The organism is Stenotrophomonas sp. As-7, assembly GCF_030291015.1.
GTDB lineage: Bacteria > Pseudomonadota > Gammaproteobacteria > Xanthomonadales > Xanthomonadaceae > Stenotrophomonas > Stenotrophomonas lactitubi.
The window spans coordinates 1,181,918-1,206,384 of the sequence record NZ_CP127405.1 but is presented as its reverse complement, the minus strand read 5'-3'; the positions used below and the strand labels follow the sequence as shown (position 1 = coordinate 1,206,384).

16 protein-coding genes are annotated in these 24,467 nt (G+C 66.5%); 6 read left to right on the top strand and 10 right to left on the bottom strand.

The features are described from left to right. Nucleotides 1-24: 24 nt before the first annotated feature. Both QP457_RS05595 and QP457_RS05590 read left to right on the top strand, forming a co-directional pair. The gene (locus QP457_RS05595) at nucleotides 25-924 is read left to right on the top strand and encodes an ABC transporter ATP-binding protein (RefSeq protein WP_099819316.1); all 900 of its coding nucleotides are present in this window, start codon (nucleotides 25-27) and stop codon (nucleotides 922-924) included. Between the two features lie 12 nt (nucleotides 925-936). Beyond that, nucleotides 937-4,521: a M1 family aminopeptidase gene (locus tag QP457_RS05590; RefSeq protein WP_205405010.1), complete on the top strand. Its 3,585-nt coding sequence runs from the start codon at nucleotides 937-939 to the stop codon at nucleotides 4,519-4,521. A gap of 123 nt (nucleotides 4,522-4,644) precedes the next feature. On the opposite strand, the gene QP457_RS05585 is transcribed toward QP457_RS05590, so the two are convergent. The 6 genes from QP457_RS05585 to QP457_RS05560 form a co-directional block, all read right to left on the bottom strand. Next, complete coding sequence (locus QP457_RS05585; RefSeq protein WP_180163836.1) at nucleotides 4,645-4,950, bottom strand: hypothetical protein; 306 nt, start codon at nucleotides 4,948-4,950, stop codon at nucleotides 4,645-4,647. Next, entirely contained in the window at nucleotides 4,947-5,411 is a 465-nt protein-coding gene (locus QP457_RS05580) for a GNAT family N-acetyltransferase (protein ID WP_180163834.1), read from the bottom strand. Before QP457_RS05580 ends, QP457_RS05585 begins: the two co-directional genes overlap by 4 nt. Nucleotides 5,412-5,501: 90 nt before the next feature. Then, nucleotides 5,502-5,888: an SseB family protein gene (locus tag QP457_RS05575; RefSeq protein ID WP_205405011.1), complete on the bottom strand. Its 387-nt coding sequence runs from the start codon at nucleotides 5,886-5,888 to the stop codon at nucleotides 5,502-5,504. A gap of 105 nt (nucleotides 5,889-5,993) precedes the next feature. Next, the gene (locus QP457_RS05570) at nucleotides 5,994-7,733 is read right to left on the bottom strand and encodes an alpha-amylase family glycosyl hydrolase (protein ID WP_205405012.1); all 1,740 of its coding nucleotides are present in this window, start codon (nucleotides 7,731-7,733) and stop codon (nucleotides 5,994-5,996) included. Continuing rightward, the gene (locus QP457_RS05565) at nucleotides 7,733-9,220 is read right to left on the bottom strand and encodes an MFS transporter (protein WP_205405013.1); all 1,488 of its coding nucleotides are present in this window, start codon (nucleotides 9,218-9,220) and stop codon (nucleotides 7,733-7,735) included. Before QP457_RS05565 ends, QP457_RS05570 begins: the two co-directional genes overlap by 1 nt. Further along, the gene (locus QP457_RS05560) at nucleotides 9,217-11,409 is read right to left on the bottom strand and encodes a Six-hairpin glycosidase-like protein (RefSeq protein WP_205405014.1); all 2,193 of its coding nucleotides are present in this window, start codon (nucleotides 11,407-11,409) and stop codon (nucleotides 9,217-9,219) included. Before QP457_RS05560 ends, QP457_RS05565 begins: the two co-directional genes overlap by 4 nt. A 236-nt stretch (nucleotides 11,410-11,645) precedes the next feature. Here QP457_RS05560 and QP457_RS05555 point away from each other — a divergent pair, with 236 nt between their 5' ends. Both QP457_RS05555 and QP457_RS05550 read left to right on the top strand, forming a co-directional pair. After that, the gene (locus QP457_RS05555) at nucleotides 11,646-13,703 is read left to right on the top strand and encodes a glycoside hydrolase family 97 protein (protein ID WP_205405015.1); all 2,058 of its coding nucleotides are present in this window, start codon (nucleotides 11,646-11,648) and stop codon (nucleotides 13,701-13,703) included. Between the two features lie 277 nt (nucleotides 13,704-13,980). Then, nucleotides 13,981-16,737 (top strand): TonB-dependent receptor, encoded by a 2,757-nt coding sequence (locus tag QP457_RS05550; RefSeq protein WP_205405016.1) that lies wholly within the window; start codon nucleotides 13,981-13,983, stop codon nucleotides 16,735-16,737. 394 nt (nucleotides 16,738-17,131) lie between these two features. On the opposite strand, the gene QP457_RS05545 is transcribed toward QP457_RS05550, so the two are convergent. Further along, on the bottom strand, nucleotides 17,132-18,745 hold the full coding sequence (locus tag QP457_RS05545) for an alpha-glucosidase family protein (RefSeq protein WP_205405017.1): 1,614 nt from the start codon (nucleotides 18,743-18,745) through the stop codon (nucleotides 17,132-17,134). A gap of 215 nt (nucleotides 18,746-18,960) precedes the next feature. On the opposite strand from QP457_RS05545, the gene QP457_RS05540 reads away from it, so the two are divergent. After that, nucleotides 18,961-19,959 carry a polyprenyl synthetase family protein gene (locus QP457_RS05540; protein WP_205405018.1) on the top strand — a complete coding sequence of 333 codons (999 nt, stop codon included), beginning with the start codon at nucleotides 18,961-18,963 and terminating at the stop codon, nucleotides 19,957-19,959. Between the two features lie 97 nt (nucleotides 19,960-20,056). On the opposite strand, the gene QP457_RS05535 is transcribed toward QP457_RS05540, so the two are convergent. Beyond that, on the bottom strand, nucleotides 20,057-20,848 hold the full coding sequence (locus tag QP457_RS05535; RefSeq protein ID WP_205405019.1) for a dienelactone hydrolase family protein: 792 nt from the start codon (nucleotides 20,846-20,848) through the stop codon (nucleotides 20,057-20,059). Nucleotides 20,849-20,977: 129 nt separating this feature from the next. On the opposite strand from QP457_RS05535, the gene QP457_RS05530 reads away from it, so the two are divergent. Then, on the top strand, nucleotides 20,978-21,565 hold the full coding sequence (locus QP457_RS05530) for an SMI1/KNR4 family protein (RefSeq protein ID WP_180163822.1): 588 nt from the start codon (nucleotides 20,978-20,980) through the stop codon (nucleotides 21,563-21,565). A gap of 91 nt (nucleotides 21,566-21,656) precedes the next feature. Here the strand turns inward: QP457_RS05530 and murD are convergent, their stop codons facing one another. Both murD and murL read right to left on the bottom strand, forming a co-directional pair. Next, nucleotides 21,657-23,066 carry a UDP-N-acetylmuramoyl-L-alanine--D-glutamate ligase gene (gene murD / locus QP457_RS05525; protein ID WP_205405020.1) on the bottom strand — a complete coding sequence of 470 codons (1,410 nt, stop codon included), beginning with the start codon at nucleotides 23,064-23,066 and terminating at the stop codon, nucleotides 21,657-21,659. Further along, a complete protein-coding gene (murL, locus tag QP457_RS05520) occupies nucleotides 23,047-24,399 on the bottom strand; it encodes a UDP-N-acetyl-alpha-D-muramoyl-L-alanyl-L-glutamate epimerase (protein ID WP_205405021.1) in 1,353 nt (450 codons plus the stop codon). Before murL ends, murD begins: the two co-directional genes overlap by 20 nt. Between the last annotated feature and the right edge of the window lie 68 nt (nucleotides 24,400-24,467).

Sequence of the window (24,467 nt, the reverse complement as noted above, 5' to 3'; positions counted from 1 at the left end):
AACACACGGAAAGGTGTACGTCGCATGCTGAAGATCGATTCGCTGTCCAAGACGTACGCCAACGGCGTGCACGCGTTGAACGGGGTCACCCTGGATATTCCCCGCGGCATGTTCGGCCTGCTGGGGCCCAACGGCGCGGGGAAATCCTCGCTGATGCGCACCCTGGCCACCCTGCAGGAGGCCGACAGCGGCAGTGCCACCCTGAGCATTCCCGGTGAATCACCGATCGACGTGCTGCGCGACAAGGACGCCGTGCGCCGTCGCCTGGGCTACCTGCCGCAGGACTTCGGGGTATACCCGAAAGTCAGCGCGCTGGACCTGCTGGAACACTTCGCCGTGCTGAAGGGCCTGACCCAGCGTGGCCAGCGCCGCGAAGTGGTTGACGGCCTGCTGCAGCAGGTGAACCTGTGGGATGCACGCAAGCGCAAGCTGGGCACCTACTCCGGCGGCATGCGCCAGCGCTTCGGCATCGCCCAGGCGCTGCTGGGCGACCCGCGCCTGGTGATCGTCGACGAGCCCACCGCCGGGCTCGACCCGGAAGAGCGCAACCGCTTCCTCAACCTGCTGGCGGCCATCGGCGAGAACGTGGCGGTGATCCTGTCCACCCACATCGTCGAGGACGTGACCGACCTGTGCCCGACCATGGCGATCATGAACAAGGGTCAGGTGCTGCTGACCGGCCGCCCCACCGATGCGATCGAAGCGTTGCAGCAGCAGGTCTGGCGCAAGCAGGTGGACCCCTCCGAACTGGCCGACCATGAGGCGCGCTACACGGTGCTGTCCTCGCGCCTGGTGGGGGGCCGTCCGGTGATCCACGTGCACAGCGCCAGCGACCCGGGCGATGGCTTCGCGCCGGTCGCACCCGATCTCGAGGACGTGTATTTCCAGCGCCTGCGCCTGCAGGCGCGTGCCCGTGCAGCTTGATCGGAGTACACCATGACCCTCGACTTCTTCCGGTTCGAGCTGCGCGAGCAGCTGCGTTCCCCGCTGCTGTGGCTGTTTGCCGCACTGTTCGCTCTGCTCGCCTTCGGCGCCGCGTCCAGCGATGCGGTGCAGATCGGGGGCGGCAGCGGCAACGTGCACAGCAATGCCCCCACCGTCGTCGCCTCGATGCTGGGCATATTCACCCTGCTCGGCATGCTGGTGTCCACCCTGTTTGTCAGCAATGCGCTGCTGCGTGACTTCGAACTGGGCACGGCCGAACTGATCTTCGCCAGCCCGATCAAACGCCGCCACTATCTGGCCGGGCGCATCGGCGCGGCGCTGGTGTCGGGCCTGCTGGTATACGTGCTGATCGCCGTTGGCATACTGGTGGCGCAGTTCATGCCCTGGGTCGATGCCGAGCGCCTGGGGCCCACCAACTGGGCCGGCTATGCCTGGACCTTCGCTGTTGTGGTCATTCCCAACCTGCTGTTCACCACGGCACTGCTGTCGCTGCTGGCGGTGACCACCCGTTCGATCCTGTGGGTGTACATCGGCGTGGTCGGTTACTTCGTGCTGTACGGCGTCAGCGCCGCCCTGCTGCGCGACATCGACAACACCTGGATCGCGGTGCTGACCGAGCCATTGGGCATGCGTGCGCTGTCGCGCACCATCCGCTACTGGTCCACAGAAGAGCGCAACAGCGGCATTCCGGAACTGGCCGGCTACCTGCTGGCCAACCGGGTGCTGTGGCTGACCGTGGCCGCCGCGCTGTTCGCAGCCACCTTCGCCCTGTTCCGTACCGAGCGCAGCGGCAGCGGCCGCCGGCGCTGGGGCCGCGGCCAGGCGGCGGCATCGGCCGATCCCGCGCCGCTGCGACCGGCAACGACCGCGCTGCCGCGGGTGACGCCGGTGTTCAGTACAGGCACCGCGTGGCGGCAGTTCCTGCGCCAGGTGCGCTTCGATACACGCGGCGTGCTGCGCAGCGTGCCCTTCATCGTGCTGCTGGTGTTAGGCCTGGCCAATTTCCTGCCGTCCGCGCTGTTCCGGCAGACGCTGTACGGCACCTCCATCTGGCCGGTCACCTCGCAGATGATCATGGCCCTGCAGGGCGCCTTCAGCTGGCTGCTGATCATCATCGTGCTGTTCTTCGCTGGTGAGCTGGTGTGGAAGGAGCGTGGCGCACGCATCAACGAGGTGAACGATGCGATGCCGGTACCCAACTGGGTGCCGTTGCTGGCCAAGTTCGTCGCACTGCTGGCGGTGATCGCCTGCTTCCAGGCGGCCGGCGCGCTGGCAGCCATGGCCGTGCAGCTGGTCAAGGGCTACACCCATCTCGAACCGCTGCTGTACCTGCGCAGCCTTGCGCTGGATTCGGTCGTGTACGTGCTGATGGGCGGTCTGGCGCTGGTGCTGCAGGTGCTGACCAACAACAAGTTCTTCGGCTACGCGCTGCTGATCGTGGTGATGATCGGCCAAGGCGTGCTGGGCATGCTCGACTACACCCAGAACATCTACAACTTCGGCAGCTGGCCGATTGCCCCCTATTCGGACATGAACGGCTACGGCCATTTCCTGACCGGACAGTTGGCCTTCCAGGGCTACTGGGCGCTGTTCCTGCTGGCACTGATGTGCCTGGCATCAGCATTCTGGGTACGTGGCGTCAGCCAGGGCCTGCGCCAGCGGCTTGCCCTGGCCGGGCGACGCCTGCGTGGCCCGACCGGCGCGATGGCAGCGCTGTCCGCCGTCGCGTTCATCGCGGTAGGCAGCTGGCTGTACTGGAGCACCAACATCCGCAACGACTTCCTTTCACCGGACCAGCAGCTGGACCTGCAGGCCCGTTACGAACGCGAACTGTCGAAATACCGCAACCTGCCGCAGCCGCGCATCATCGCCGTGGACAACCGGGTGGACCTGCATCCCGAAACCCAGTCGATGGTGATCGACGCCAACTGGACGATCCGCAATACCCACGCCGCGCCCATCCAGGAGGTGCACGTGGCCACGGCCGACGACAAACAGCTGGTGGCCGTCGACCTCGGTGGACAGACGCTGTCGATGCACGACGCCGACCTTGGCTACCGCATCTATCGCCTGGCCACGCCGTTGCAGCCGGGCGAAGAGCGCCGCATCCATTTCCGTGTGGTGCAGCAGCCCCATGGCATCACCGCGGATCAGGCGCCGAGCAACATCGTCGACAACGGCAGCTTCTTCAACAGCCGCGTACTGCCGTCCTTCGGCTACAACGAAGGCGTTGAGATCAGCGACCGCAACGAGCGGCGCAAGCGTGACCTCGGCGAGCCACGGCGCATGCCCAAGCTGGAAGACGAAGCCGCACGCGCGAACAACTACGTCACCAACGACGCCGACTGGCTCGACTTCCGCAGCACCATCTGCACGGCACCGGACCAGGTGGCACTGGCGCCGGGCTACCTGCAGCACGAGACCACGGTGAACGGGCGGCGCTGCTTCAGCTATGCGATGGACCGGCCGATGCTGAACTTCTACGCCTACCTGTCGGCACGCTGGGAGGTTCGCCGGGCGAGGTACAAGGACATCCCGATCGAGGTGTATTTCGATCCCGCCCATGGCTACAACGTGGACCGCATGATCGACGCGGTGCAGAAGTCGCTGGCCTACTACGAAGCCAACTTCACCCCGTACCAGCATCGCCAGGTACGCATCATCGAGTTCCCGGGCTACCAGCGCTTCGCCCAGTCCTTCGCCAACACCATTCCCTATTCGGAGTCGATCGGCTTCATCGCCGACCTGCGCGACCCGGACAAGGTGGACTATGTGTTCTACGTGACCGCCCACGAAGTCGCGCACCAGTGGTGGGCGCACCAAGTGATCGGCGCCAACGTGCAAGGTGCAACCGTGTTGTCCGAGTCGCTGTCGCAGTATTCGGCACTGATGGTGATGGAGCAGGAGTACGGTCGCCAGCACATGCGCCAGTTCCTCAAGCGCGAGCTGGATGGCTACCTGTCCGGGCGCGGCGGTGAGGCCATCGAGGAGCTGCCGTTGGAACGTGTGGAGAACCAGCAATACATCCACTACCAGAAGGGCTCGCTGGTGTTCTACCGGCTGCGTGAGGAAATCGGCGAGGAGGCGTTGAACCGCGCCCTGAAGCGTTTCCTGCAGGACAAGGGCTACCAGCAGCCGCCGTACACTACGTCACGGGAGCTGCTGTCCTACCTCCGCGCCGAAACGCCCGCCGACCGCCAGCAGCTGGTCACCGACCTGTTCGAGAAGATGAGCTTCTACGACAACCGGGTGTTGGCCGCCAGCGCGCGCAAGCGTGCCGACGGACGCTACGACGTGACCCTGGACTTGCATGCCAGCAAGCAGTACGCCGATGGCAGGGGCAAGGAGACCGCCGGCACGATGGATGACTGGGTCGAGATCGGTGTGTTCGCCAATGGTCCGTCAGGCAAGGAACATGACCAGAAGGTGCTGTACCTGCAGCGCCATCACATCACCACGGGCGAGCCGAAGATCACGGTGACGGTGGATGCCAGGCCGGATGAGGCGGGCTTCGATCCGTACAACAAGCTGATCGACCGGGTGAGCGAGGACAACCGGCGCAAGGTGACGATGTAATGTGAGCGACGATGCCGGCCCGTGGGCCGGCATCGTTTGCGGAAGCATCCACGCATGGCGTGGATCTACTGGAACGCATCCACGCCATGCGTGGATGCCGTGCTGCCCCGTTGACGCCCTCGGCTACGCTGCGGGGCTCTGCGAACCGGCCTTCGGCCCCAGCACCGCCAGCAGCACGTAGATCACGATCGATGCCACGGTACCGAGCGCTGCCGGCAACCCGAACGCCCAGGGTGAACGGCCCTGTTGCCGCGCCCATTGCCCCAGATGCCAGGCCGCCCCGAGGTTGATCAGCCAGGCGATGACGAACACCGGCCACTGCACGAAACCGACTGCACGCAACAGCGGCATGGCGATGAGTGCCGCGACGATGGCGCCGATCAGGAAGACCAGCGCCAGGCGGGAATGGTGTACCGAAGCGGCGGTCATGCGCCCAGCTCCCGTACCATCACCAGTACGCGATAGCCGTGACTGTCGGCTTCCTGCAGGGGCGTCCAGCCCATCCGCGCGTAGAGGCCGCCATCCAGGGCTTCGGTCTGCAGGTACAGATGCGAGACGCCCATCCGTACCGCCTGCGCCGCAGCCTGTTCGACCAATCCGCTGGCCAGCCCGCGGCCACGATGACTGTCGGCCACGAACACACTGCCCAGCCAATGCTCGTACTGCGGGAATACCTGCATCTCCCGGCGCTTGAGCTGCACCGCGCCTGCCACCTGGCCGCCATCGAATGCTGTGATCAGGTGCGGAAAGCCTTCCGCATCCTGCGGCTGGTTGAGCCGCTGCAGTTCCTGCTCCAGCGACACGCCGGCGTCCCGGCCCCATTGCGCGTTGTACCACTGTGCCAGCTGCAGCCTTTCCGGCGCGTCAGCGGGTAGCACCCTGAATTCCATGGCGAGGCCTCGATCCCTATGTTGTGCAAGAGGATCACGTACGGCCGCCAATTGGAAGCAGACGAGCGACGGCCCGGCGCTACAGAACGGTCAGCCCTGCGCGAAATCCTTCAGGATCTCGCCGACGCCGCTGGGCGAGATCTCAAAGCCCAGCGTGGTACCCGGATTGATCACCACACCGTAACCGCCCGGCACGCGACGCAAGACGTCGAGCATCAGCCAGCGGACCTGATGCTCGGCCTGCTGGCTGTAGATGCCCACCCGCGCCGGATCGGTGAACACGGCTACGTGCAGGGTGCCCTGCTTGTCGAACAGCAGCGGATCAAAGCCGCTGCCATCGGGGGTGACCAGGCTGCCGGTCAGCAGCACCACCTCGGAGGCGACGAAGGCCTCCATGAACGCGCGGATCGGCACTGTCCCGTCCATCGCGGCCATGAGCAGGGTTTCGATCGGGGTCTGCGGGGCAAGGTCGGTCATGGCGGTGCGGGCGCGGCAATCAGGGGTGCCCATTGTAGAGCCGAGCCCACGCTCGGCTGCCACCGTCTGCAGTCCGGGGAAGCGCAGCCGAGCGCAGGCTCGGCTCTACAGCCGCCCGGCCCGGGTCTCCCAGCGCCCCAGACGCTGGTCGCGCGCCTGCTGGTCGGCCACGGCCTTGTCCAGCTCGGCCTGCAACGCCGGCTGCTTCACGGCCGCATCCAGTACGAACACCTTCACCCCGTGCGCTGGCACGTCAGCCTTCAGCGCCCCCGTCACTTTCACCTCGCCGCCGTCCAGCGCGTCCCGCCAGGTGCCGGCCTGCAGGTAGCGGTCCACGTTGAAGGTCTTCGCGGCATCACCCTTGTTCAACAGCACCAGCGCAGTCTGCGCCACGTCGCCGTGCTGCAGCACGCGGAAGAACACCGCTTCATCGCCCTGCAGACGTTCGTTCACCTGCAGGCCGCGCTGCAGTGCCGGCGTGGCCTCACGCAGCTTGGCGATGCGCCGCAGCGGCGCGAAGATCGGGCTCTGCGGGGCGGCGTCCACCCGCGGCTGGCCGAAGTAGGCGCGGTTGCCGGCATGTTCCGCACGGCCGCGCATGAAGCCGGTTTCCGAACCGTAATAGACCACCGGAATGCCACGTGCGGTGAACAGCCAGTTGTGCGCGTCGATGAAGCCGTTGTCGCTGGCCTGCAGGCGCGGCATGTCATGGTTGTCGTAGAAGCTCATCAGCTCGTACGGGTTGGCGTACGGGCCACCGGTCAGGTGCAGTGGCTCGGACAGGGTTTCAAACCCCTTGCCGGCGGTGCCGAAGGTCTGTTCCAGCGCGCCGCGCAGCGGGAAGTCGAGCACGCTGACATTGGCGTTGGCAGGCCAGGTGTGTTCGGCGATGCTGGCCGCGTTGTAGTCGAACGCTTCGCCGAACATGAACATGCCCGGGTGCTGCGCGCGGATGCGGTTGACGAACGCGTGCCACCACGGATGCGGCAGCCAGCCGATGGTGTCGATGCGCAGCGCATCCACGCCCTGCGCGGTCCACTGCAGGTAGGCCCCCACCAGGTAATCCATCACTGCCGGGTTGTCCTGGTTGAAGTCGCTCAGCTCGGCCAGGTTGCCGTCGAAGATCGAGCCGTCCTTGCTGTCGACCGGACCGATGTTGTTGTAGAACGCGTGCAGCGGATTGTGCTTCGGGTCCAGCTTCTGCGGCGGCAGGTTCTGGTGGTCGGCGATCAGCGCGCCGTTTTTGTCGAAGATCTGGCCGAACTGCGGCTGCCGCTTCGGCATGGTCCAGGCCGGCGACCCGTGATTGCCGACAATGTCCAGCACCACCTTCAGGCCGGCGCCGTGCAGGCCCTTGGTCAACCCGGCAAAGTCCAGGTCCCTGCTCGGCAGGTGTTCATCGAGTTTGTAGAAGTTGATGCCCCAGTAACCGTGGTAGCCGGTCTTGCCGCGGTCGGTCAGCGTGCTGGTGCAGCTGATCGGCTTGCTGCCGGTGAACGCTTCATCCGGGTTGTCGACGATGGGCGTGATCCATACCGCACCGAAACCGAGGTTGCGGATGTAATCCGCATTGTCGAGCACGCCGCGGAAATCGCCACCGAGATAGCCGATGTTGCCGTCCACCTTGTCCGGGCACGGCACCGGGATATCGAACGTACGGTGCTTGCCGCCCTGGTCGCGATGGTCGTTGGACGGATCACCGTTGACGAAGCGGTCGGTGACCACGAAATACACCGCGTCGCTTGCGAACGGTTCGGTGGTGCCGACATAGGCCGGGCGTGGCGCAGCCGCAGCATGGCCAGCGAACAGCACAAGGGATACAGCAACAGACAGGGCACCACGCATCACACCACCTCCGGACGGGACGGAACCCGCAACACGCACAGGCCCGCAATCAACAGACTGCAGCCACCCAGCACCAGTACATGCATCGGCTGGCCCCCCAGCCATGCGCGCAGGGCGAAACCGAGCGCGCTGGCCGCGACCAGCTGCGGGATCACGATGAAGAAATTGAAGATGCCCATGTACACGCCCATCTTCGCCGCCGGCACGCTGTCCGACAGCAGCGCATAGGGCAACGACAGGATCGAGGCCCAGGCAAAACCCACGCCGACCATCGACAGCAGCAGCCACTGCGGATCGTCGATGAACATCATCGAGATCAGCCCTGCCCCGCCCAGCCACAGGTTGACCAGATGGCTCCAGCGCAGGCCGATCGCCCGCACCATCGGCGGGATCATCAGCGCGGCCAGTGCAGCGAAGCCGTTGTAGGCACCAAACAGCACGCCCACCCAGTTGGCGCCTTCGTTGTAGGCCGCCGATTCGACATCGGTGGAACCGAAGTGCATGCCGGCCACCGCGCGCGTGGTGAAGATCCACATCGCGAACAGGGCGAACCACGAGAAGAACTGCACCCAGGCCAGGCGGCGCATGGTGATCGGCATCGCGCGCAGGTCACCGACGATGGCGGCCAGCATGTGCGTGCCCGGCAGTACCCGCGCCGCCGCCAGCAGTGCGCCATAGCCCGCGCACAGGCCGGCCAGCACGTACAGCATCTTGTCGCCCTGGCGCCACGCGATCAGCGCCGCCAGCAGCACGCCGAGCCCCAGCCACAGCGCAACCTGCGCCCACGGCGCAGGGCCGGTGACCGCAGTGCCGGCGTGGTGCGCCGGGGGTTCGGCGTCATCGAAGCTGGCCAGCTCGTCGGGCGAATACTCACGTGTGCTGACCACCGTCCAGGTGATCGCCGCCAGCAGCACCACCGCGCCGAAGTAGAACGCATAGCGCACGGTATCGGGCAACTCGCCCGCCGCTGCCGTGTTGGCAACGCCGAAGTGGGCCAGGATGAAGGGCAGGAAGCTGGCAACGATCGCGCCGACACCGATGAAGAAGCTCTGCATCGCATAGCCGGCCGGGCGCTGCCGCGGTGCCAGCTGATCGCCGACGAAGGCGCGGAACGGCTCCATCGATACGTTGATCGAGGCGTCCAGCACCCACAGTGTGCCGGCCGCGATCCACAGCGTCGGCGAGTTCGGCATCACCAGCAGCGCCAGCGTGGTCAGCACCGCGCCGATCATGAAGAACGGGCGGCGCCGTCCCCAGCGCGTCCAGGTGCGATCGGACAGGTAGCCGATCACCGGCTGCACCAGCAGGCCGGTCAGCGGCGCGGCGATCCACAGTCCCGGCACCGCCTCCATGTCCGCACCCAGCGTTTCGAAGATGCGGCTGGCGTTGGCGTTCTGCAGGGCAAAACCGAACTGGATGCCAAGGAAGCCGAAGCACATGTTCCAGATCTGCCAGAACGACAACTGCGGCTTTGCAGGACGACTCATCGTGCGTCCTCTGTTGCCGCCACCGGCGCCATCTTCAGCGCCTGTACCTGGGCCTGGTTGAGCACGCCATCACGCCCGCCCTTGCCGCCGGTGTAGTGCGCGAAGTGCTGCAGCGCGCTCATGTTGAAGCCCTCTTCCAGGGTCACCGTGCAGCGCCCCTTGGGCACCGCGAAGGTTGCAGCGGTCGAATCCTGCGCCGCCACGCTGTGCGGCAGAGCCACCGTGTGCCGCTGCGGCGGCTGGCCCTTGCACTGCACGGCCAGCTGTTTCACCGCCGCGGTCACACCGGTGTTGATCGGGCCGTTCGGGTTGCTGTACTGCAGGCGCAAGCGCACGTGGCCCGCCTTGGCGGCGTTGAACTGCCACTGCCGGCTGCCACGCAGCACCTGCTGCGGGCCGACGCAGACCATCGGACTGTGCAGTGATTCCAGCGAACCTTCGCGACGGGTCAGGCTCAGGCAGTGCTGCAGTCCGTCATCACCGACGCGCACCTGGCCCTTGCTGGCAGAGGCCGCGACACCGTCCTGCCACAGCACCTGTCCGGCGGCGACTGCGACGGTCCAGCCCTTGCCGTTGCGCTTTGCCTGCGGCGCCAGCGGCGTGGCCGGCGCACGTGCATTGGCATCGGCACGCGGCACCTCATGGCTCGCCGCTGCCGGCGCGGCGACCAGCTGCACGGTCGTCGTGGCACCACGCGTGCGCGTCTTTCCCGCGACCAGCAAGCCAGCACCCACCTGCTTCGGGCGCTCCAGCACATAGCGCTTGCCGCCCGACTCCAGGCTGATCCGCTTCTGCTTCCCGAACAGCTCCGGCACCAGCTCGGCCGGCAGCTTGGGCTGCACGCGACCGTCGTCCTGCACGCCGAACACACCCTCGGTCACCATCGACAGATAGCCGGCCACCGACCACAACTGGCGCTCGGAATTGACCACCGGGCCGCTCAAGGCGCCTTCGTCCACGTGCACGGCCTGGGTGACCAGCTCGTAGTTCTCCATGTTGGAACCGGCCAACGCCGCCCCTTGCATCAACGAGCGGATCTCCGCGGCGATGCGTGGCGCGTCGTCCACCTTGCGCGCCGCGCGCAGCGAGTAGGCGCTGACGAACGGCCAGATCGCGCGGTTGTGGTAGATCGGCTGCTGCGCTTCCTGCGGCCAAACCACCGGGCTGCCGGCAGCACCCATCGGATAGCCCGCCAGCGCACGGCGCGCGCGCTCAGCAGGCAGCACGTCGGCAAGGATGCCCAGCGACAGGCCAAGCAGATCGATCTTGGCGTACGGCACCGGGTGCGCCGCTTCGCCGATGTAGCTCATGTACTGGCCCATGTCTTCACGCCAGAACCGTGCGTCGATCTGCACCGCCAGTGCGTCGGCCCAGGCCTTGTACTGTTCGCTGCGTTCGTCGCCCAGCTGCGCGGCCATCTGCTGCGCCAGGCGCAGCGCCTGGTAATGCAGCACGTTGGTGGACAGTGCATAGGAGTCGCCGATGAAGCGCACGTCCTCGCGTGTCCAGTCCGGATAGGTCTGCTCGCGCCAGTCAAGGAACGAGGTCTCGCCGCGGTACAGGCCCATCTGCGCGTCGAACACCATCGCTCGATCCTGCGCCAGCGTGCCCTGCAGCGCCTGCCATACCTGCTCGGCAAACGCAGGGTCATCGAGCAGGTGGCGTGCGGCCAGGAACCACACCACGCGGTCGCTGCTGATCGGCCAGCTGCCGCCGGAGCCGGTATCCTGGGCCACGAACAGGCCAGGCGTATGCCCGTCGCGCGCCGCCGACAACTTGAACTGCAGCGACTGCCGGGTGCGCTTCGGGTCCAGCTTGGCCAGCGCCAGGTCGGCAGCAAAGCTGACGTCGCGCGTCCACACGTACGGCCAGCGCGCGCCGGTCTGGAAGCACTCGCACGGTACCGGGCGGCCTTCATCGAAGGCCGGATCGCGGATGGCGTCCACCCGGTCCTGGTCCATTTCCTGCTGGGCCAATGCGAACAGTGCGTCGAACATCACGCTGCCGGTCTGGCTGCGCATGGGCGCGGCGGCGATGCGCACCTCGCGCTTGGGCGCATGCAGGATGAAGCTGCCCTTGGCAGCGGCTTCGGCGCGCGCCTGGCGGCCGTCGAATGTCAGGTCGGCCGCGTGCGCGGTCGTCCCCAGCGCTGCCCCCAGGGCAGCGGTCAGGCAAATGATCTTCAGCATCGAAGCGGCAGACCGGCTTGCGCCCGTCGACCTCCCTCCCTCTCTGCACCGTTGTGGGTCCGCACTGCCGTTGCCGGCGTGCGGGCGCGGCACCTCCCTCAAGGTGCCCTGGCCCCATGGTAGACGCGGGGCTGTCGGCTGCGTCCAGCTGCATACGTATTCATGGCGCGCAGTACCGGCGCGCCTGCCGCGCTGGCTTATGGTCCGGGTCTGTCAACGGCGCCTTGGGAGGGGAAATGCCGACGTCACCCACAACGGTACGCGCAGTGTTCGCGCACGCCTTCGGCCTGGCCCTGCTGGGAATGGCCACGCTGGCACAGGCGGCGGCACCGCAGATCGCCAGCGTCGATTCACCGGACAAGGTATTGAAGGTCAGCCTGGTGCTGGACGGCGGCACCGCACGCTACCGCGTCGAGCGCCTTGGCCAGACCGTGGTGGCCGATTCGAAGCTGGGTTTTGAACTGCGGGATGGTCGCCTCGACCGCGACTTCAGCCTGCTGGCGCAGGAACGCCGCAGTGTCGACGACCGCTGGGAACAGCCGTGGGGCGAGCGCCGTCTCACCCGCAATCACTTCAACGAACTGACCGTGCACCTGGCCGAAACCACCGGCAGCAAGCGCCGGCTGGATCTGGTGTTCCGCGTCTACGACGACGGCCTGGGGTTCCGCTACGTGTTCCCCGAGCAACCGAACCTGCGCGAAGCGATCATCGATGACGAACTGACCGAGTTCGCCATCGCACCGGAGTCCACCGCATGGTGGATACCCGCGGGCGAACCGATCCACTATGAATACCTGTACCAGCGCACGCCGCTGCGCGAAGTGCCGCTGGTGCACACGCCGATGACCCTGCGCAGCCACGACGGCCTGCACGTGGCCATCCATGAAGCGGCCCTGGTCGACTACGCCGGCATGTGGTTGCGCCGCACCGAGGGCCAGCGCCTGCGCGCGCAGCTTTCGCCTTCGGCCGAAGGCTGGAAGGTACGCCGCGCCCTGCCCTTCGCCACGCCATGGCGCACCCTGCAGATTGCCGACCGCGCCGGCGGGCTGGTCGAGTCCGACCTGATCCTCAACCTCAACGAGCCCAATGCGCTGGGCGATGTGAGCTGGGTGAAACCGGCCAAGTACCTGGGCGTGTGGTGGTCGATGCACCTGGACAACGAGAGCTGGGCAACCGGTCCGAAGCATGCCGCCACCACCGCGAAAACGCGGAAGGTCATCGATTTCGCCGCCGCGCACGGCTTCCGTGGTGTGCTGGTGGAAGGCTGGAATCCGGGCTGGGACGGCAACTGGGTCGGCAACGGCTACGACTTCGACTTCACCCGCGCAACGCCGGATTTCGACATCGAAGCCCTGTCGGCGTACGGGTTGAAGAAGGGCGTGCACCTGATCGGCCACCATGAAACCGGCTGCGCCATCGAGCACTACGAAGACCAGCTGGACGCTGCGCTGGACCTGTATGCGCGGCTGGGCGTGGACCAGTTCAAGACCGGCTACGTCTGCGACGACGGCCAGGTCGATCGCCGCAACCCGGGCGGCGGCCCGCTGTGGCGCGAGTGGCACGACGGGCAGTTCATGGCCCGTCATCACCTGAAGGTGGTGCAGGAAGCCGCGCGCCGGCACCTGTCGGTGAATCCGCACGAGCCGATCAAGGACACCGGCCTGCGCCGCACCTACCCGAACTGGATCTCGCGCGAAGGCGCGCGCGGCATGGAGTACAACGCCTGGGGCCAGCCGCCGAACCCGCCCGAGCATGAGGTCAACCTGGTGTTCACCCGCATGCTGGCCGGGCCGATGGATTACACACCCGGCATCCTCAGCCTGAAGGGCCGCCACGGCCAGGCCATTCCCAGCACGCTGGCCCGCCAGCTGGCCCTGTACGTGGTGCTGTACAGCCCGATCCAGATGGCCGCAGATCTGCCCGAGCACTACCTGCAGCACCGTGAAGCGTTCCGCTTCATCGAGGACGTCGCGGTGGACTGGGAGCAGAGCCGCGTGCTCGATGGCGAGGTCGGCGACTACGTGACGATCGTGCGCCGCGACCGCAACAGCCGCGACTGGTTCCTCGGCAGCATCACCGATGAGAACGGCCGCGTGCTGCCGGTGTCGCTGGGCTTCCTGGAGCCCGGCGTGCGTTACCGCGCCGAGATCTACCGCGATGGCGACGGCGCGGATTTCCGCAGCAATCCCTTCGCCTTCAAGCGCGACACCCGCGAGGTCAGCAGCAACGATTCACTCACCCTGGTGCTGGCGCCGGGCGGCGGGCAGGCAATCCGATTTACACCGGTCCACTGAACGCTTGCCGGCCTGCGCGCCCATGTAGCGCCCGAGCCCGTGCTCGGGCGGCGGTGCGCAGCACCGGAACGCAGCCGAGCGTGGGCTCGGCTTTACGGAACGATGCACCTGAAAGCGATTACAACCCTGCAAACGCCATTGAATACGTATGCAGGGTGATTCCCACGAAGAACGCGCTGCCTACCATAGCGGCGACGACAGCGGCCACCGCGTCGCACGTCCTCGACAGCATCGGGACGACCACGAATCGCACTACAACATTGCCTGGGAGGGGAAAATGTTGAACCACAAGCGCAATGCGCTGAGCATCGCGTTGGCCGTCGTACTGACGCCGTCGCTGGCAGCAGCACAGTCCACGCAGACCACCACCCCGCCGACCGGCACTGCCGCCACCAACCTGGATACCGTGCAGGTCACCGGCATCCGTCGCGGCATCGAAAGCGCCATCGCCACCAAGCAGGACGCCACCTCGGTGGTCGAAGCGATTTCCGCCGAAGACATCGGCAAGCTGCCCGACGTCAGCATCGCCGAATCGATCTCGCGCCTGCCCGGCCTCGCCGCGCAGCGTGTGGCCGGTCGTGCGCAGGTGATCAGCGTGCGCGGCCTGTCGCCGGATTTCGCCACCACCCTGCTCAACGGCCGTGAAGTGGTCAGCACCGGCGACAACCGTGGCGTCGAGTTCGACCAGTACCCGTCCGAGCTGGTCAACGGCGTGACCGTGTACAAGACCCCGGATGCGGCACTGGTCGGCCAGGGCCTGTCGGGCACCATCGACATGCAGACCGCACGTCCGCTCAGCTTCCCCGACCGCGTCATCGCGATCAGCGGCCGCTACCAGAAGAGCTCGCTGGGCCGCGCCGCCGACACCGATCCGTACGGCAACCGGTTCAGCGCCAGCTACATCGACCAGTTCCTGGACAAGACCCTCGGCATCGCCATCGGCTACGCGCACAGCGACATGCCGATCCAGGAAAACCAGGTCGGTCTGTACGAACCGTGGACCACCGAGCACACCACCAACGGCAACCGTCCGGGTGTTGCCGCTGGCACCTACTTCACCGACGGCATCAAGGCACTTCGCCGCACCGGCAACAACAAGCGCGACGGTGTGATGGCCACGATCCAGTTCCGGCCGAACAACAGCTGGACCAGCACCTTCGACGCGTTCCATACCGAGGCGGAGCAGATCGACACCGCCAACCAGTTCGAGCTCAACCTCAGCAACTACAACGGCAACTACACGCCGGGCCTGCTGGTCAGCAATCCGCAGGTCAATGCCAATGGCACCTTCACCGGTGGCACCGCCAGTGGCGTGTACCCGCTGGTGCGCGGCATGTACAACAAGCGCAAGGACAAGATCGATGCGTTCGGCTGGAACAACGAGTTCACCTTCGGCAGCGTCAAGCTGGTCGCCGACCTGAACTATTCCAAGGCCACCCGTGACGAGCTGAACCTGGAAAACAACCTGCAGCTGACCCCGATGCCGCAGCTGGATACGGTCGGCGTGCAGTTCCGCCAGGATGGCTTCTCGCAGATCAGCCCGGGCCTGAACTACTCCAACCCGGGCGCCCTGTTCCTGACCAACACCATCTACGGTTCTGGTTACGGCAAGGTGCCGAAGGTGGAAGACCGCCTGAAGGGCGGCAAGCTGGCCGCGACCATCGCCCTGCCGGAAGCAATGGCGTCCTGGGCACCGGACCTGGATATCGGCGTGAACTATGCCGACCGCCGCAAGGTGAAGACCCAGTCTGAAGGCAACATCCTGCTGGGCGCACAGGGCGATGCCAACATCGCGTCGGATCTGCAGTACCGCCCGGTCAACCTCGGCTTCGCCGGTCTGGGCACCATCCCGGCCTGGAACGTGCCGGGCGCGGTCGGTCGCTACATGACCTTCAATCCGGTCGACAACCTCGACTACCTGATTCCCAAGTCGTGGACGGTGCAGGAAAAGATCACCACCGCCTGGGCGCGCCTGAACATCAACACCGACATCGGCGTGGTCGGCGTGCGCGGCAACATCGGCGTGCAGATGCAGCACACCGACCAGAGCTCGGACTCGCGTTACTGGGACAGCTCGCAGGCGGCCGGCAACAACATCCAGCCCTACTCCGATGGCCGCAAGTACAACGACTGGCTGCCGAGCTTGAACCTGGCCTTCATGTTCCCGCACGAGCAGACCCTGCGCTTTGCTGCAGCCAAGCAGGTCGCCCGCCCGCGCGTGGACCAGATGCGGGCCGGCCTGGAGTTCGGCGTGGATACCGGTACCGGCCGCCCCGGCGGCAGTGGCGGCAATCCGCTGCTGGATCCGTGGCGCGCTACCGCGCTCGACCTGTCCTACGAGAAGTACTTCGGCGAGAAGGCCTACGTGGCCGCCGCGATCTTCTACAAGGACCTGAAGAGCTACGTCTACACGCAGTCGGTGGACAACTACGACTTCACCGGGCTGCTGGGCAACTATGTGCCGCCGCCGGGCATGGTGGTGCCGGTGCTGCCGACCGGCACGTTCTCGACCCCGGTAAACGGCAAGGGCGGTACGCTGAAGGGCCTGGAGCTGACCGCATCGTTCCCGCTGGAAATGCTGACCGACAGCCTGCGTGGCTTCGGCGTGCAGGCCAGCGCGACCTTCAACAAGAGCGACATCCAGATCCTCGATCCGGAAAGCGCATCCAGCGTCGGCACCGACCCGATCAGTCTGCCCGGCCTGTCCAAGCGCGTGTACAACTTCACGGCCTATTACGAGCGCAGTGGCTTTGAAGCACGCGTCAGCCAGCGCCGTCGTTCGGACTTCATCGGCGAGATCGGCAACTTCAACGGCAACCGCACCCTGCGCTACGTGGTGGGCGAGAACGTGACCGATGCGCAGATCAGCTACACCTTCAGCGACAGCAGCAGCCTGCGTGGACTGACCCTGCTGCTGCAGGGAAGCAACCTGACCAACGAGCCGTACCGCACCTACGCCGGCACCCGGGATCGTCCGCTGGAGTACATCGAGTGGGGCCGCACCTACATGCTGGGCGTGAACTACAAGTTCTGACCTGCACGGTAGTGCCGGCCGCTGGCCGGCAACCCATCGAAAACCCGCTGCGCAGGCAGCGGGTTTTCTTTTGTGCGAGTGCCGCGACGGCCTCTGGTGGGTCATCGGCAAGGCCCATCCACGCATGGCGTGGATCTACTGACATCGGTGCACCGTTGCCACGTGCGGATGCCGATCACCGCGACGTCGCCTCCGGTGGACCCACGCCATGCGTAGATGCCGATCACCGCCACACGGCCCAGTAGATCCACGCCATGCGTGGATGCCGATCACCGCCACACGGCCTGGGTAGATCCACGCCACGCGTGGATGCCCTACACCGCAACCGCGCCCACAAAAAAGGGACGGGGCGCTTCGGCCCCGTCCCCGCAAGTACCGCCACCGGAGAAATCGGTCAGCTGCGTCGTGCGCAATACACCGCGCGCGGCGGCAGCTGGAGTTCGTTGCCCTGCACCGTGCCCGCATCCGGGCCCGGTACGGCCACCTGCTGCCAGGTACCTGCCGGCAGCGGATGGGTCACCGCTTCGGCCGACAGGTTGAAGGCCAGCAGGAGAGTTTCATCTGCAAGCATACGCTCGAACAATAGCACTGGTTCGGCACTGTCCAGGAACCGGATGTCACCGTGCAGCAGGGCCGGCTGGGTGCGGCGCCAGGCCAGGAAGCCGCGGAAGGCCGACAGCACCGACTGCGGATCCTGCGCCTGCACCGCCACGGCCGCCGCCTGGTGCTCGGCCGGGATCGGCAGCCACGGCTTGCCCGTGGTGAAGCCGGCCAGCGGCGCGTCGATCCACGGCAACGGCGTGCGGCAGCCGTCGCGGCCCTTGAAGTTCGGCCAGAAGGTGATCCCGTACGGGTCCTGCAGCGCCTCGAACGGCACCTCGGCCTCGGCCAGGCCCAGCTCCTCGCCCTGGTACAGGCAGACCGAGCCGCGCAGTGAGCACAGCAGCGCCACCAGCATCCGCGCCAGGCGCGGGTCGGCCGGATGCCCGCCCCAGCGGCTGACCGCGCGCTCCACATCGTGGTTGGACACCGCCCAGCACGGCCAGCCCTGTGTCATCGCCGCTTCCAGGCGCGACACCGTGTCGCGGATGTAGGCCGCACTGTAGTCGTTGACCAGCAGCTCGAAGCTGTAACCCATATGCAGGCGGCCGTCCTGGGTGTATTCGGCGGTGGTCGCCAGCGAGTCCTCCGAAGAGATCTCGCCCAGGCTCACCGCCCCCGGGTACTCGTCCAGCAGGGCGCGCAGCTGCTCCAGGAACGGCAGGTTTTCCGGCTGGGTGTTGTTGTAATAGTGGTACTGGTAGGCGTACGGGTTGTCCGCGCTGAAACCGCGGCCGACGCGCTTGTCGGCCGGCTTGGGCGGGTTGTCGCGCAGCTGCGCGTCATGGAAGCAGAAGTTGATCGCATCCAGTCGGAAGCCATCCACGCCCCGGTCCAGCCAGAAGCGCACGTTGTCCAGGGTCGCCTGCTGCACCTCCGGATGGTGGAAATTCAGATCCGGCTGGTCCACCAGGAAGTTGTGCAGGTAGTACTGCTCGCGGCGCGGCTCCCACTGCCAGGCGCCACCGCCGAACAGCGACAGCCAGTTGTTGGGGGGCGTGCCGTCCTCGCGCGGATCCACCCACACATACCAGTCCGCCTTCGGGTTGCTGCGGTCCTGCCGGCTCTCGCGGAACCAGGCATGCTCGATCGAGGTATGGCTGAGCACCTGGTCGATCATCACCTTCAGGCCCAGGCCATGGGCCTTGGCCAGCAGCCGGTCGAAGTCGTCAAGGCTGCCGAACAGCGGATCGACATCGCGGTAGTCGGCGATGTCATAGCCGAAGTCGGCCATCGGCGAACGGAAGAACGGCGAGATCCAGATCGCATCCACGCCCAGCGCGGCGATGTGGTCCAGGCGCTGGATGATGCCGGGCAGGTCGCCTACCCCGTCGCCGTTGGCGTCGAGGAAACTGCGCGGGTAGATCTGGTAGATGACGGCTCCGCGCCACCATGGATAGTGCGACATCGACAGCCCCCCTCCGGGCATGCGGGACCCGCTGCAAGCGGGCCGAAAACCAACTCCCGCAAGCTTAGCGGCGGCCCACGACGATGGCGCTGCCTGCATACGTATTCACGCCAGGCGCCGTGCTCGGCGGCACCCGCTGACGGCCTGGCACCCGGTTTCCTCCCCAATTCACAGGCAACGCCTATAATCAGGGATGAGCCTGAAAGCCTGATCGCATGACCATCACTGAAGACACCCGTCCCGCCCTGGGCCTGTCCCAGATCCAGTCGCTTGCCGCAGCCGACATGGCTGCCGTCGATGCCCTGATCCGCCGCCGGCTGTCCTCGGATGTGGTGCTGATCAACCAGATCGCCGACCACATCATTTCCGCGGGCGGCAAACGCCTGCGGCCGATGCTGGTGATGCTGGCCGGCCATGCGGTCGGCGGCGCCGGCCCCGAGCACCACCAGCTGGCCGCGATCATCGAGTTCATCCACACCTCCACCCTGCTGCACGACGACGTGGTGGACGAATCCAGCCTGCGCCGCGGCCGCAGCACCGCCAATGCACTGTGGGGCAATGCGCCGAGCGTGCTGGTGGGCGACTTCCTGTACTCGCGCAGCTTCCAGCTGATGGTCGAGCTGGACCGGATGTCGGTGATGCAGATCCTGGCCGACACCACCAACCGCATCGCCGAAGGCGAAGTGCTGCAGCTGCTGCACGTGCACAACCCGGACACCGACGAAGCGGCCTACCTGCGTGTGATCGAGCGCAAGACCGCGGTGCTGTTCGCCGCCGGCACCCGCCTGGGCGCACTGGCCAGCGGCGTCGATGAAGCCACCCAGCAGGCCCTGTACGACTACGGCATGCACCTGGGTTACGCGTTCCAGATCGCCGATGACGTGCTGGATTACTCGGCCAACGCCGACGAGCTGGGCAAGAACCTCGGCGACGACCTGGCCGAGGGCAAGGCCACGCTGCCGCTGATCCACGCGATGGCGCATTCGGATGAAGCCACCCGCCAGCGCCTGCGCGAGATCGTGCAGAACGGCGACGCCTCGGCGATGCCGGAAGTGCTGGCTGCGATCCACGCTACCGGCGGCCTGGACTACAGCCGCCGTCGCGCCGAGGAATATGCGGAAACCGCCGAGCGCGCGCTCGACGGTCTGGCCGACAACGATGCCGTCGCCGCCCTGCGCGGCCTGGCCCGCTACGCGGTACAGCGCTCGCATTGACGGCATTCGGTAGTGCCGGCCGCTGGCCGGCAGTCCCGATAGCACCGGCAGCATCAGGAGGTTGCCGGCCAGCGGCCGGCACTACCTCTGCAGAGCCTCAACGCTTTTCGAAGCGCTCCTCGAAGAACTCATCCAGCGCCTTCCAGGCACGCTTCGCCGCACGCTCGTTGTACTGGCAGCCCGGCGGACTGTTGGCATCACGTTCGGCAAAGCAGTGCACCGCACCGCTGTAGTTGGTGAACTCCCAGTCCACCTTGGCCGCGTCCATTTCCTTCTGGAAGCTGCCGATGTCCTCTGCGGTCACGCTCTTGTCGTCGGCACCGTTCAGCACCAGCACCGACGGATGGATGCCACCGGCCTGCGCCGGCAAGGGCGACCCGAGCCCGCCATGCAGGCTGACCACACCCGCCAGCGGCGCACCGGCACGGGCCAGTTCCAGCACCGTGGTGCCACCGAAGCAGAAGCCCACCGCGCCGATCCGGCTGGCGTCCAGCGGTGCCTTGCCCACCTGCGCCTTCAGCACGTTGACCGCCTCCAGTGCCCGCGCCCGCAGCAGTGGCCGATCATTGCGCAGCTTGGTCGCCACCGGACCGGCCTCGGCATCGGTCTTCGGTCGCACGCCCTTGCCGTACACATCGGCCACCAGCACCACGTAGTCATCGCCAGCCAGCTGCTTGGCCTTCTCGATGGCCGACTCGTTCACGCCCTTCCAGTTCGGCACCATCACCAGGCCCGGGCGCTTGTCGTTGTCGCCATCGTCATAGACCAGCACGCCACTGAAGGTCGTGCCCTGGTGCTTCCACTCCACCGGCTGCGTCTTCATCGCCGCCCACGCTGGCATCGCCGCCAGCCCCAGTACCATCGCCACGCCGCAACGCCAACGTTTCATGCGCCTGCTCCAGAAAAAAGGGGACGGAGGGGATTAAGCCGTAATCGCCCCTCCCGCGTCGCATTCTGCATTGGCTGCGTGACGCAGGTGTGGTTGGATACGACCTGATCCCCTCCGTCCCCTCTCTGCATGAATCTTGTTGATCGCTTTCTGTCTGGCCTGATCCCACGCTTGCCCGAGGACGATGCCCCGCAATGGGCATGGACCGAAGGCGCCAGCGACGCCGATCTGCAACGCCTGCGCGCGCAGTGGCCGCAGGTTCCCGCCAGCCTGGTCGAGCTGCTGTCGCGCGTGGACGGCACGCACTTCCGCCAGTACCCGAAGGGCGAGGTCTGCGTGCTGATGCTGGGCTCGGACGTCGGCGACTATCCGTACTACCTGCGCTCGGTGGCGCAGATCTTCGAAGACCAGCAGCAGTGGGACGACAGCATCCGCTCCATCTACGAAGAATGGCTGGATGAAGAACCGGAGATCCTCGGTGCCGGCATCGATGCCGACCTGCCGATGAGCCGTCGCCTGTGCTTCTCGCACTGCATGAACAACGGCGGCACCTCGATGCTGTATCTGGATTTCGATCCCGCACCCGGCGGCAGCGTTGGCCAGGTGGTGCGCTACCTGCACGACCCGGATAGCTACGCGGTGATCGCCCCCAGCTTTGATGCGTACCTGCAGCAGTTGATTGATCGCGATTACGCGTTCATCAACGAAGACGAATGAGGGCAGCCGAGCGTGGGCTCGGCTCTACAGTAGATCCACGCCATGCGTGGATACGGCACCCCGGGTTGCCGGTCAGCGGCCGGCACTACCGTCAGCCGATCCCGATCCCCGGAATCGCGCTGATCATGTCCGGGTCGAACCCGGCCAGTTCGGCGAAATGCCGCCCACGTGCAACGTAATCGCGGTAGGCGCCATAGCTCGGCGCGCCCGGTGACAGCAGCACCACCCCACCCTGCTCGCCCAGTGCGCGACGCGCCAGCGCCATCGCGTCGGGCAGATCGGCAGCAGCATGCAGACCGAAACGGCCGGCGTCGGCCAACGGCTGCAGCATCGCGTGGATGCGTGGGCCGTTGCTGCCCATGGTCACGATCTCCACCGGCGGCACGTCGTGCGCCATGTGCTGCATGAAGTCGGTCCAGTCCAGGCCGCGATCATGCCCCCCCACCAGCAGCGCGATGCGCTGGCCGGCGAAGCACTCCAGCGCCGCCAGGCTGGCGTGCGGCGTGGTGCTGATCGAATCGTTGACGTAGGTGAGGCCATCGGCCTCGCCAATCCGCTGCAGGCGGTTCGGTAGCGGCCGGAAATCCTGCACCGCCGGCGCCAGCGCCACCGCATCCAGGCCCAGCGCCTCCAGTGCGGCCAGCACCGCGCACAGGTTGCCGCGGTTGTGGCGCCCCGGCAGCGGCGTGTTGCGGGTATCAAACACCGCCTGCTCGGCGCGATGCACGATGTCGCCGCGCATGTGCCAGCCCTGCGGCTGGTTGAACCAGACCACCTCGCTGGCGGGCAGCGACAGCGCGGCCAGATGCGGGTCCGCGGCATTGAGCACGGCAATGCGCGGCGCGGCCCCGGTCACCAGCTGCAGCTTGTCTTCGATGTAGCGCTGCTCACTGCCGTGCCAGTCCAGGTGTTCCGGGAACAGGTTCAGCACCACGGCTACCTGCGGGTGCGCACCACTACGTGCGACCTCGCCGGTCTGGTAGCTGGACAGCTCCACCGCCCAGTACGCGGGCGCCGGTTGCGGGTCCAGCACTTCCAGCAGCGGCAGGCCGATGTTGCCGACCAGACCGGTGCGATGCCCCGCTGCGCGCAGCAGGTGCGCGACCAGCGCGGTGGTGGTGCTCTTGCCCTTGGTGCCGGTCACGCAGATCGTGTCGCGCACGGTGCCATCGGCATCGGCGTGTTCGGCAAACCACAACGCCGTGCCACTGATGAAGACGGTGCCCTGCCCGGCCGCCGCCAACGCGATCGGCAGATACGGGCTGATCCCGGGCGACTTGATCACCACCTCGAATGAAGCCAGTGCTTCGGCCGTGGGTTCGCCGCGGACATCCAGCGCGCCCTGCGTTTCAGCACGCGCGGCCTCGACCTCGCTGGCCGGGCAGAACAGGCTCAGGCCAAGCGATGGCAGGCGCGCGCGCAGCACCGCAAACGCGGCACGCCCCTCACGTCCCCAGCCCCACAGCGCTACGCGCTTGCCTTCAAGCTGCGAAATCTTCACGCACCCGTTCCCACAGCGCCGCCGGAATACGATGTTCGCCCTGCAGCTGCATCAGCGGTGCCAACTCCAGTTCGGCCGCATCCAGCTGCGGCCGGATTTCATTGCAGAAGCGCTTCACCAGCACGTCTTCCTTCCACTCCGGGCGCTGCGCCAGGGTTGCCATCGCCGCACGCGATTCGCGGCCTTCGCCTACGCATTCGAAGGGCTTGTGGTCCTGGAATTCCAGCAGCGCGTCGAAGCCACCGGCCTGCTCGATGTCGTCCAGCAGGTTGCGGCCGAAGATGCGCACCAGGCGGGTCTTCGGCATGAACGGGGCCAGCGCCAGGAACACGAAGTGACACTTCGGGCAGACGCCGCACCAGCGGTTCACCGGGCGCTCGCCAAGGATGTGGAAATTGCGATTGCAGCTGGAGAAATGCGCGTCGTAGAAATCGCTCTTGGCGAACTGACGGGCCACCGCCAGCTCCGACATCGGCCGCAGCAGCGAGTAGTACTGCAGGTCGGCGGCCACGTACTTGCGCACATGGTTGCCGAAGGCCTGCTCGCAGGCCCAGCCCTTCGACCACTGGTGGTTGACCTCGCCGGTGCCCGGAATCTGGCTGCCGTAGCTGGCCGAGCGCTCGTTGGAGAACACCACCTGGTCCACACCGTGCAGCAGCGCCGCCAGCACCATGATCGCCGAGTTCACCACGGTGACCGGAATGTGGCCGTTCCAGGCGCCTTGGCGGTTGAGCTCGAACAGCTCCGGTGCCAGCGCGCGGCCGAGGTTCAGCGTAGGCAGGCCGGTGCGCTCGGCACAGGCCCGGATCAGCTGCGAACCACCAATCCAGGTCACCGTCTCGTCCACGCCGGCACGACGCAGCGCTTCGATGCTGACCAGCGAATCCTTGCCGCCGCCGATGGCCACCAGCGCATGCGCCTGCAGGCCCAGCACCGGTGCCTGCACTGTTTCGCCCTGCACCGGCAGGCGGAAGCGCCCACGCAGGTTCAGGCCGTTGCGGTAGGCGAACTCGCCCAGGCCGTTGAGGTAGATGGTTTCCACCAGCGCCGCGGTATCGGCATCGATGCTGTAGCTGTCGATGCTGACCGTATCGGGCACACCGGCCTTGTAGTAGCTCACACCGGCAATCAGGTGCAGCAGTCGCAGCGCGCGCTGCACGGCGTCGGCACGCGCCGGCTCCAGCACGAACGGGGCGCCGGGCACGGTAACGGTTTCCACCATTTCCGGGCCGTCATCGAAGGCGTAGACCAGCTTGGCCACGCCGGTGTCCGCGGCGAATTCGCAGCGGACGAAGCGGAAGCGGGAAACCTGGTGTTTATCGAAAGCAGTCATGGTGAATCCAGTTCAAGCACGGTCAGGCACGTGCCCGCGCGCAGGCGCGGGACGTGTCGGTGGGCGGG

Bases quoted from the DNA above. Each gene is read 5' to 3' on its own strand.
- QP457_RS05590 (WP_205405010.1), top strand. From the start codon at position 937: ATGACCCTCGACTTCTTCCGGTTCGAGCTGCGCGAGCAGCTGCGTTCC.
- QP457_RS05550 (WP_205405016.1), top strand. From the start codon at position 13,981: ATGTTGAACCACAAGCGCAATGCGCTGAGCATCGCGTTGGCCGTCGTA.
- QP457_RS05595 (WP_099819316.1), top strand. From the start codon at position 25: ATGCTGAAGATCGATTCGCTGTCCAAGACGTACGCCAACGGCGTGCAC.
- QP457_RS05560 (WP_205405014.1), bottom strand. From the start codon at position 11,409: ATGCTGAAGATCATTTGCCTGACCGCTGCCCTGGGGGCAGCGCTGGGG.
- QP457_RS05585 (WP_180163836.1), bottom strand. From the start codon at position 4,950: ATGACCGCCGCTTCGGTACACCATTCCCGCCTGGCGCTGGTCTTCCTG.
- QP457_RS05545 (WP_205405017.1), bottom strand. From the start codon at position 18,745: ATGTCGCACTATCCATGGTGGCGCGGAGCCGTCATCTACCAGATCTAC.
- QP457_RS05540 (WP_205405018.1), top strand. From the start codon at position 18,961: ATGACCATCACTGAAGACACCCGTCCCGCCCTGGGCCTGTCCCAGATC.
- QP457_RS05535 (WP_205405019.1), bottom strand. From the start codon at position 20,848: ATGAAACGTTGGCGTTGCGGCGTGGCGATGGTACTGGGGCTGGCGGCG.
- QP457_RS05565 (WP_205405013.1), bottom strand. From the start codon at position 9,220: ATGAGTCGTCCTGCAAAGCCGCAGTTGTCGTTCTGGCAGATCTGGAAC.
- QP457_RS05530 (WP_180163822.1), top strand. From the start codon at position 20,978: ATGAATCTTGTTGATCGCTTTCTGTCTGGCCTGATCCCACGCTTGCCC.
- QP457_RS05575 (WP_205405011.1), bottom strand. From the start codon at position 5,888: ATGACCGACCTTGCCCCGCAGACCCCGATCGAAACCCTGCTCATGGCC.
- QP457_RS05570 (WP_205405012.1), bottom strand. From the start codon at position 7,733: ATGCGTGGTGCCCTGTCTGTTGCTGTATCCCTTGTGCTGTTCGCTGGC.
- QP457_RS05555 (WP_205405015.1), top strand. From the start codon at position 11,646: ATGCCGACGTCACCCACAACGGTACGCGCAGTGTTCGCGCACGCCTTC.
- murL (WP_205405021.1), bottom strand. From the start codon at position 24,399: ATGACTGCTTTCGATAAACACCAGGTTTCCCGCTTCCGCTTCGTCCGC.
- QP457_RS05580 (WP_180163834.1), bottom strand. From the start codon at position 5,411: ATGGAATTCAGGGTGCTACCCGCTGACGCGCCGGAAAGGCTGCAGCTG.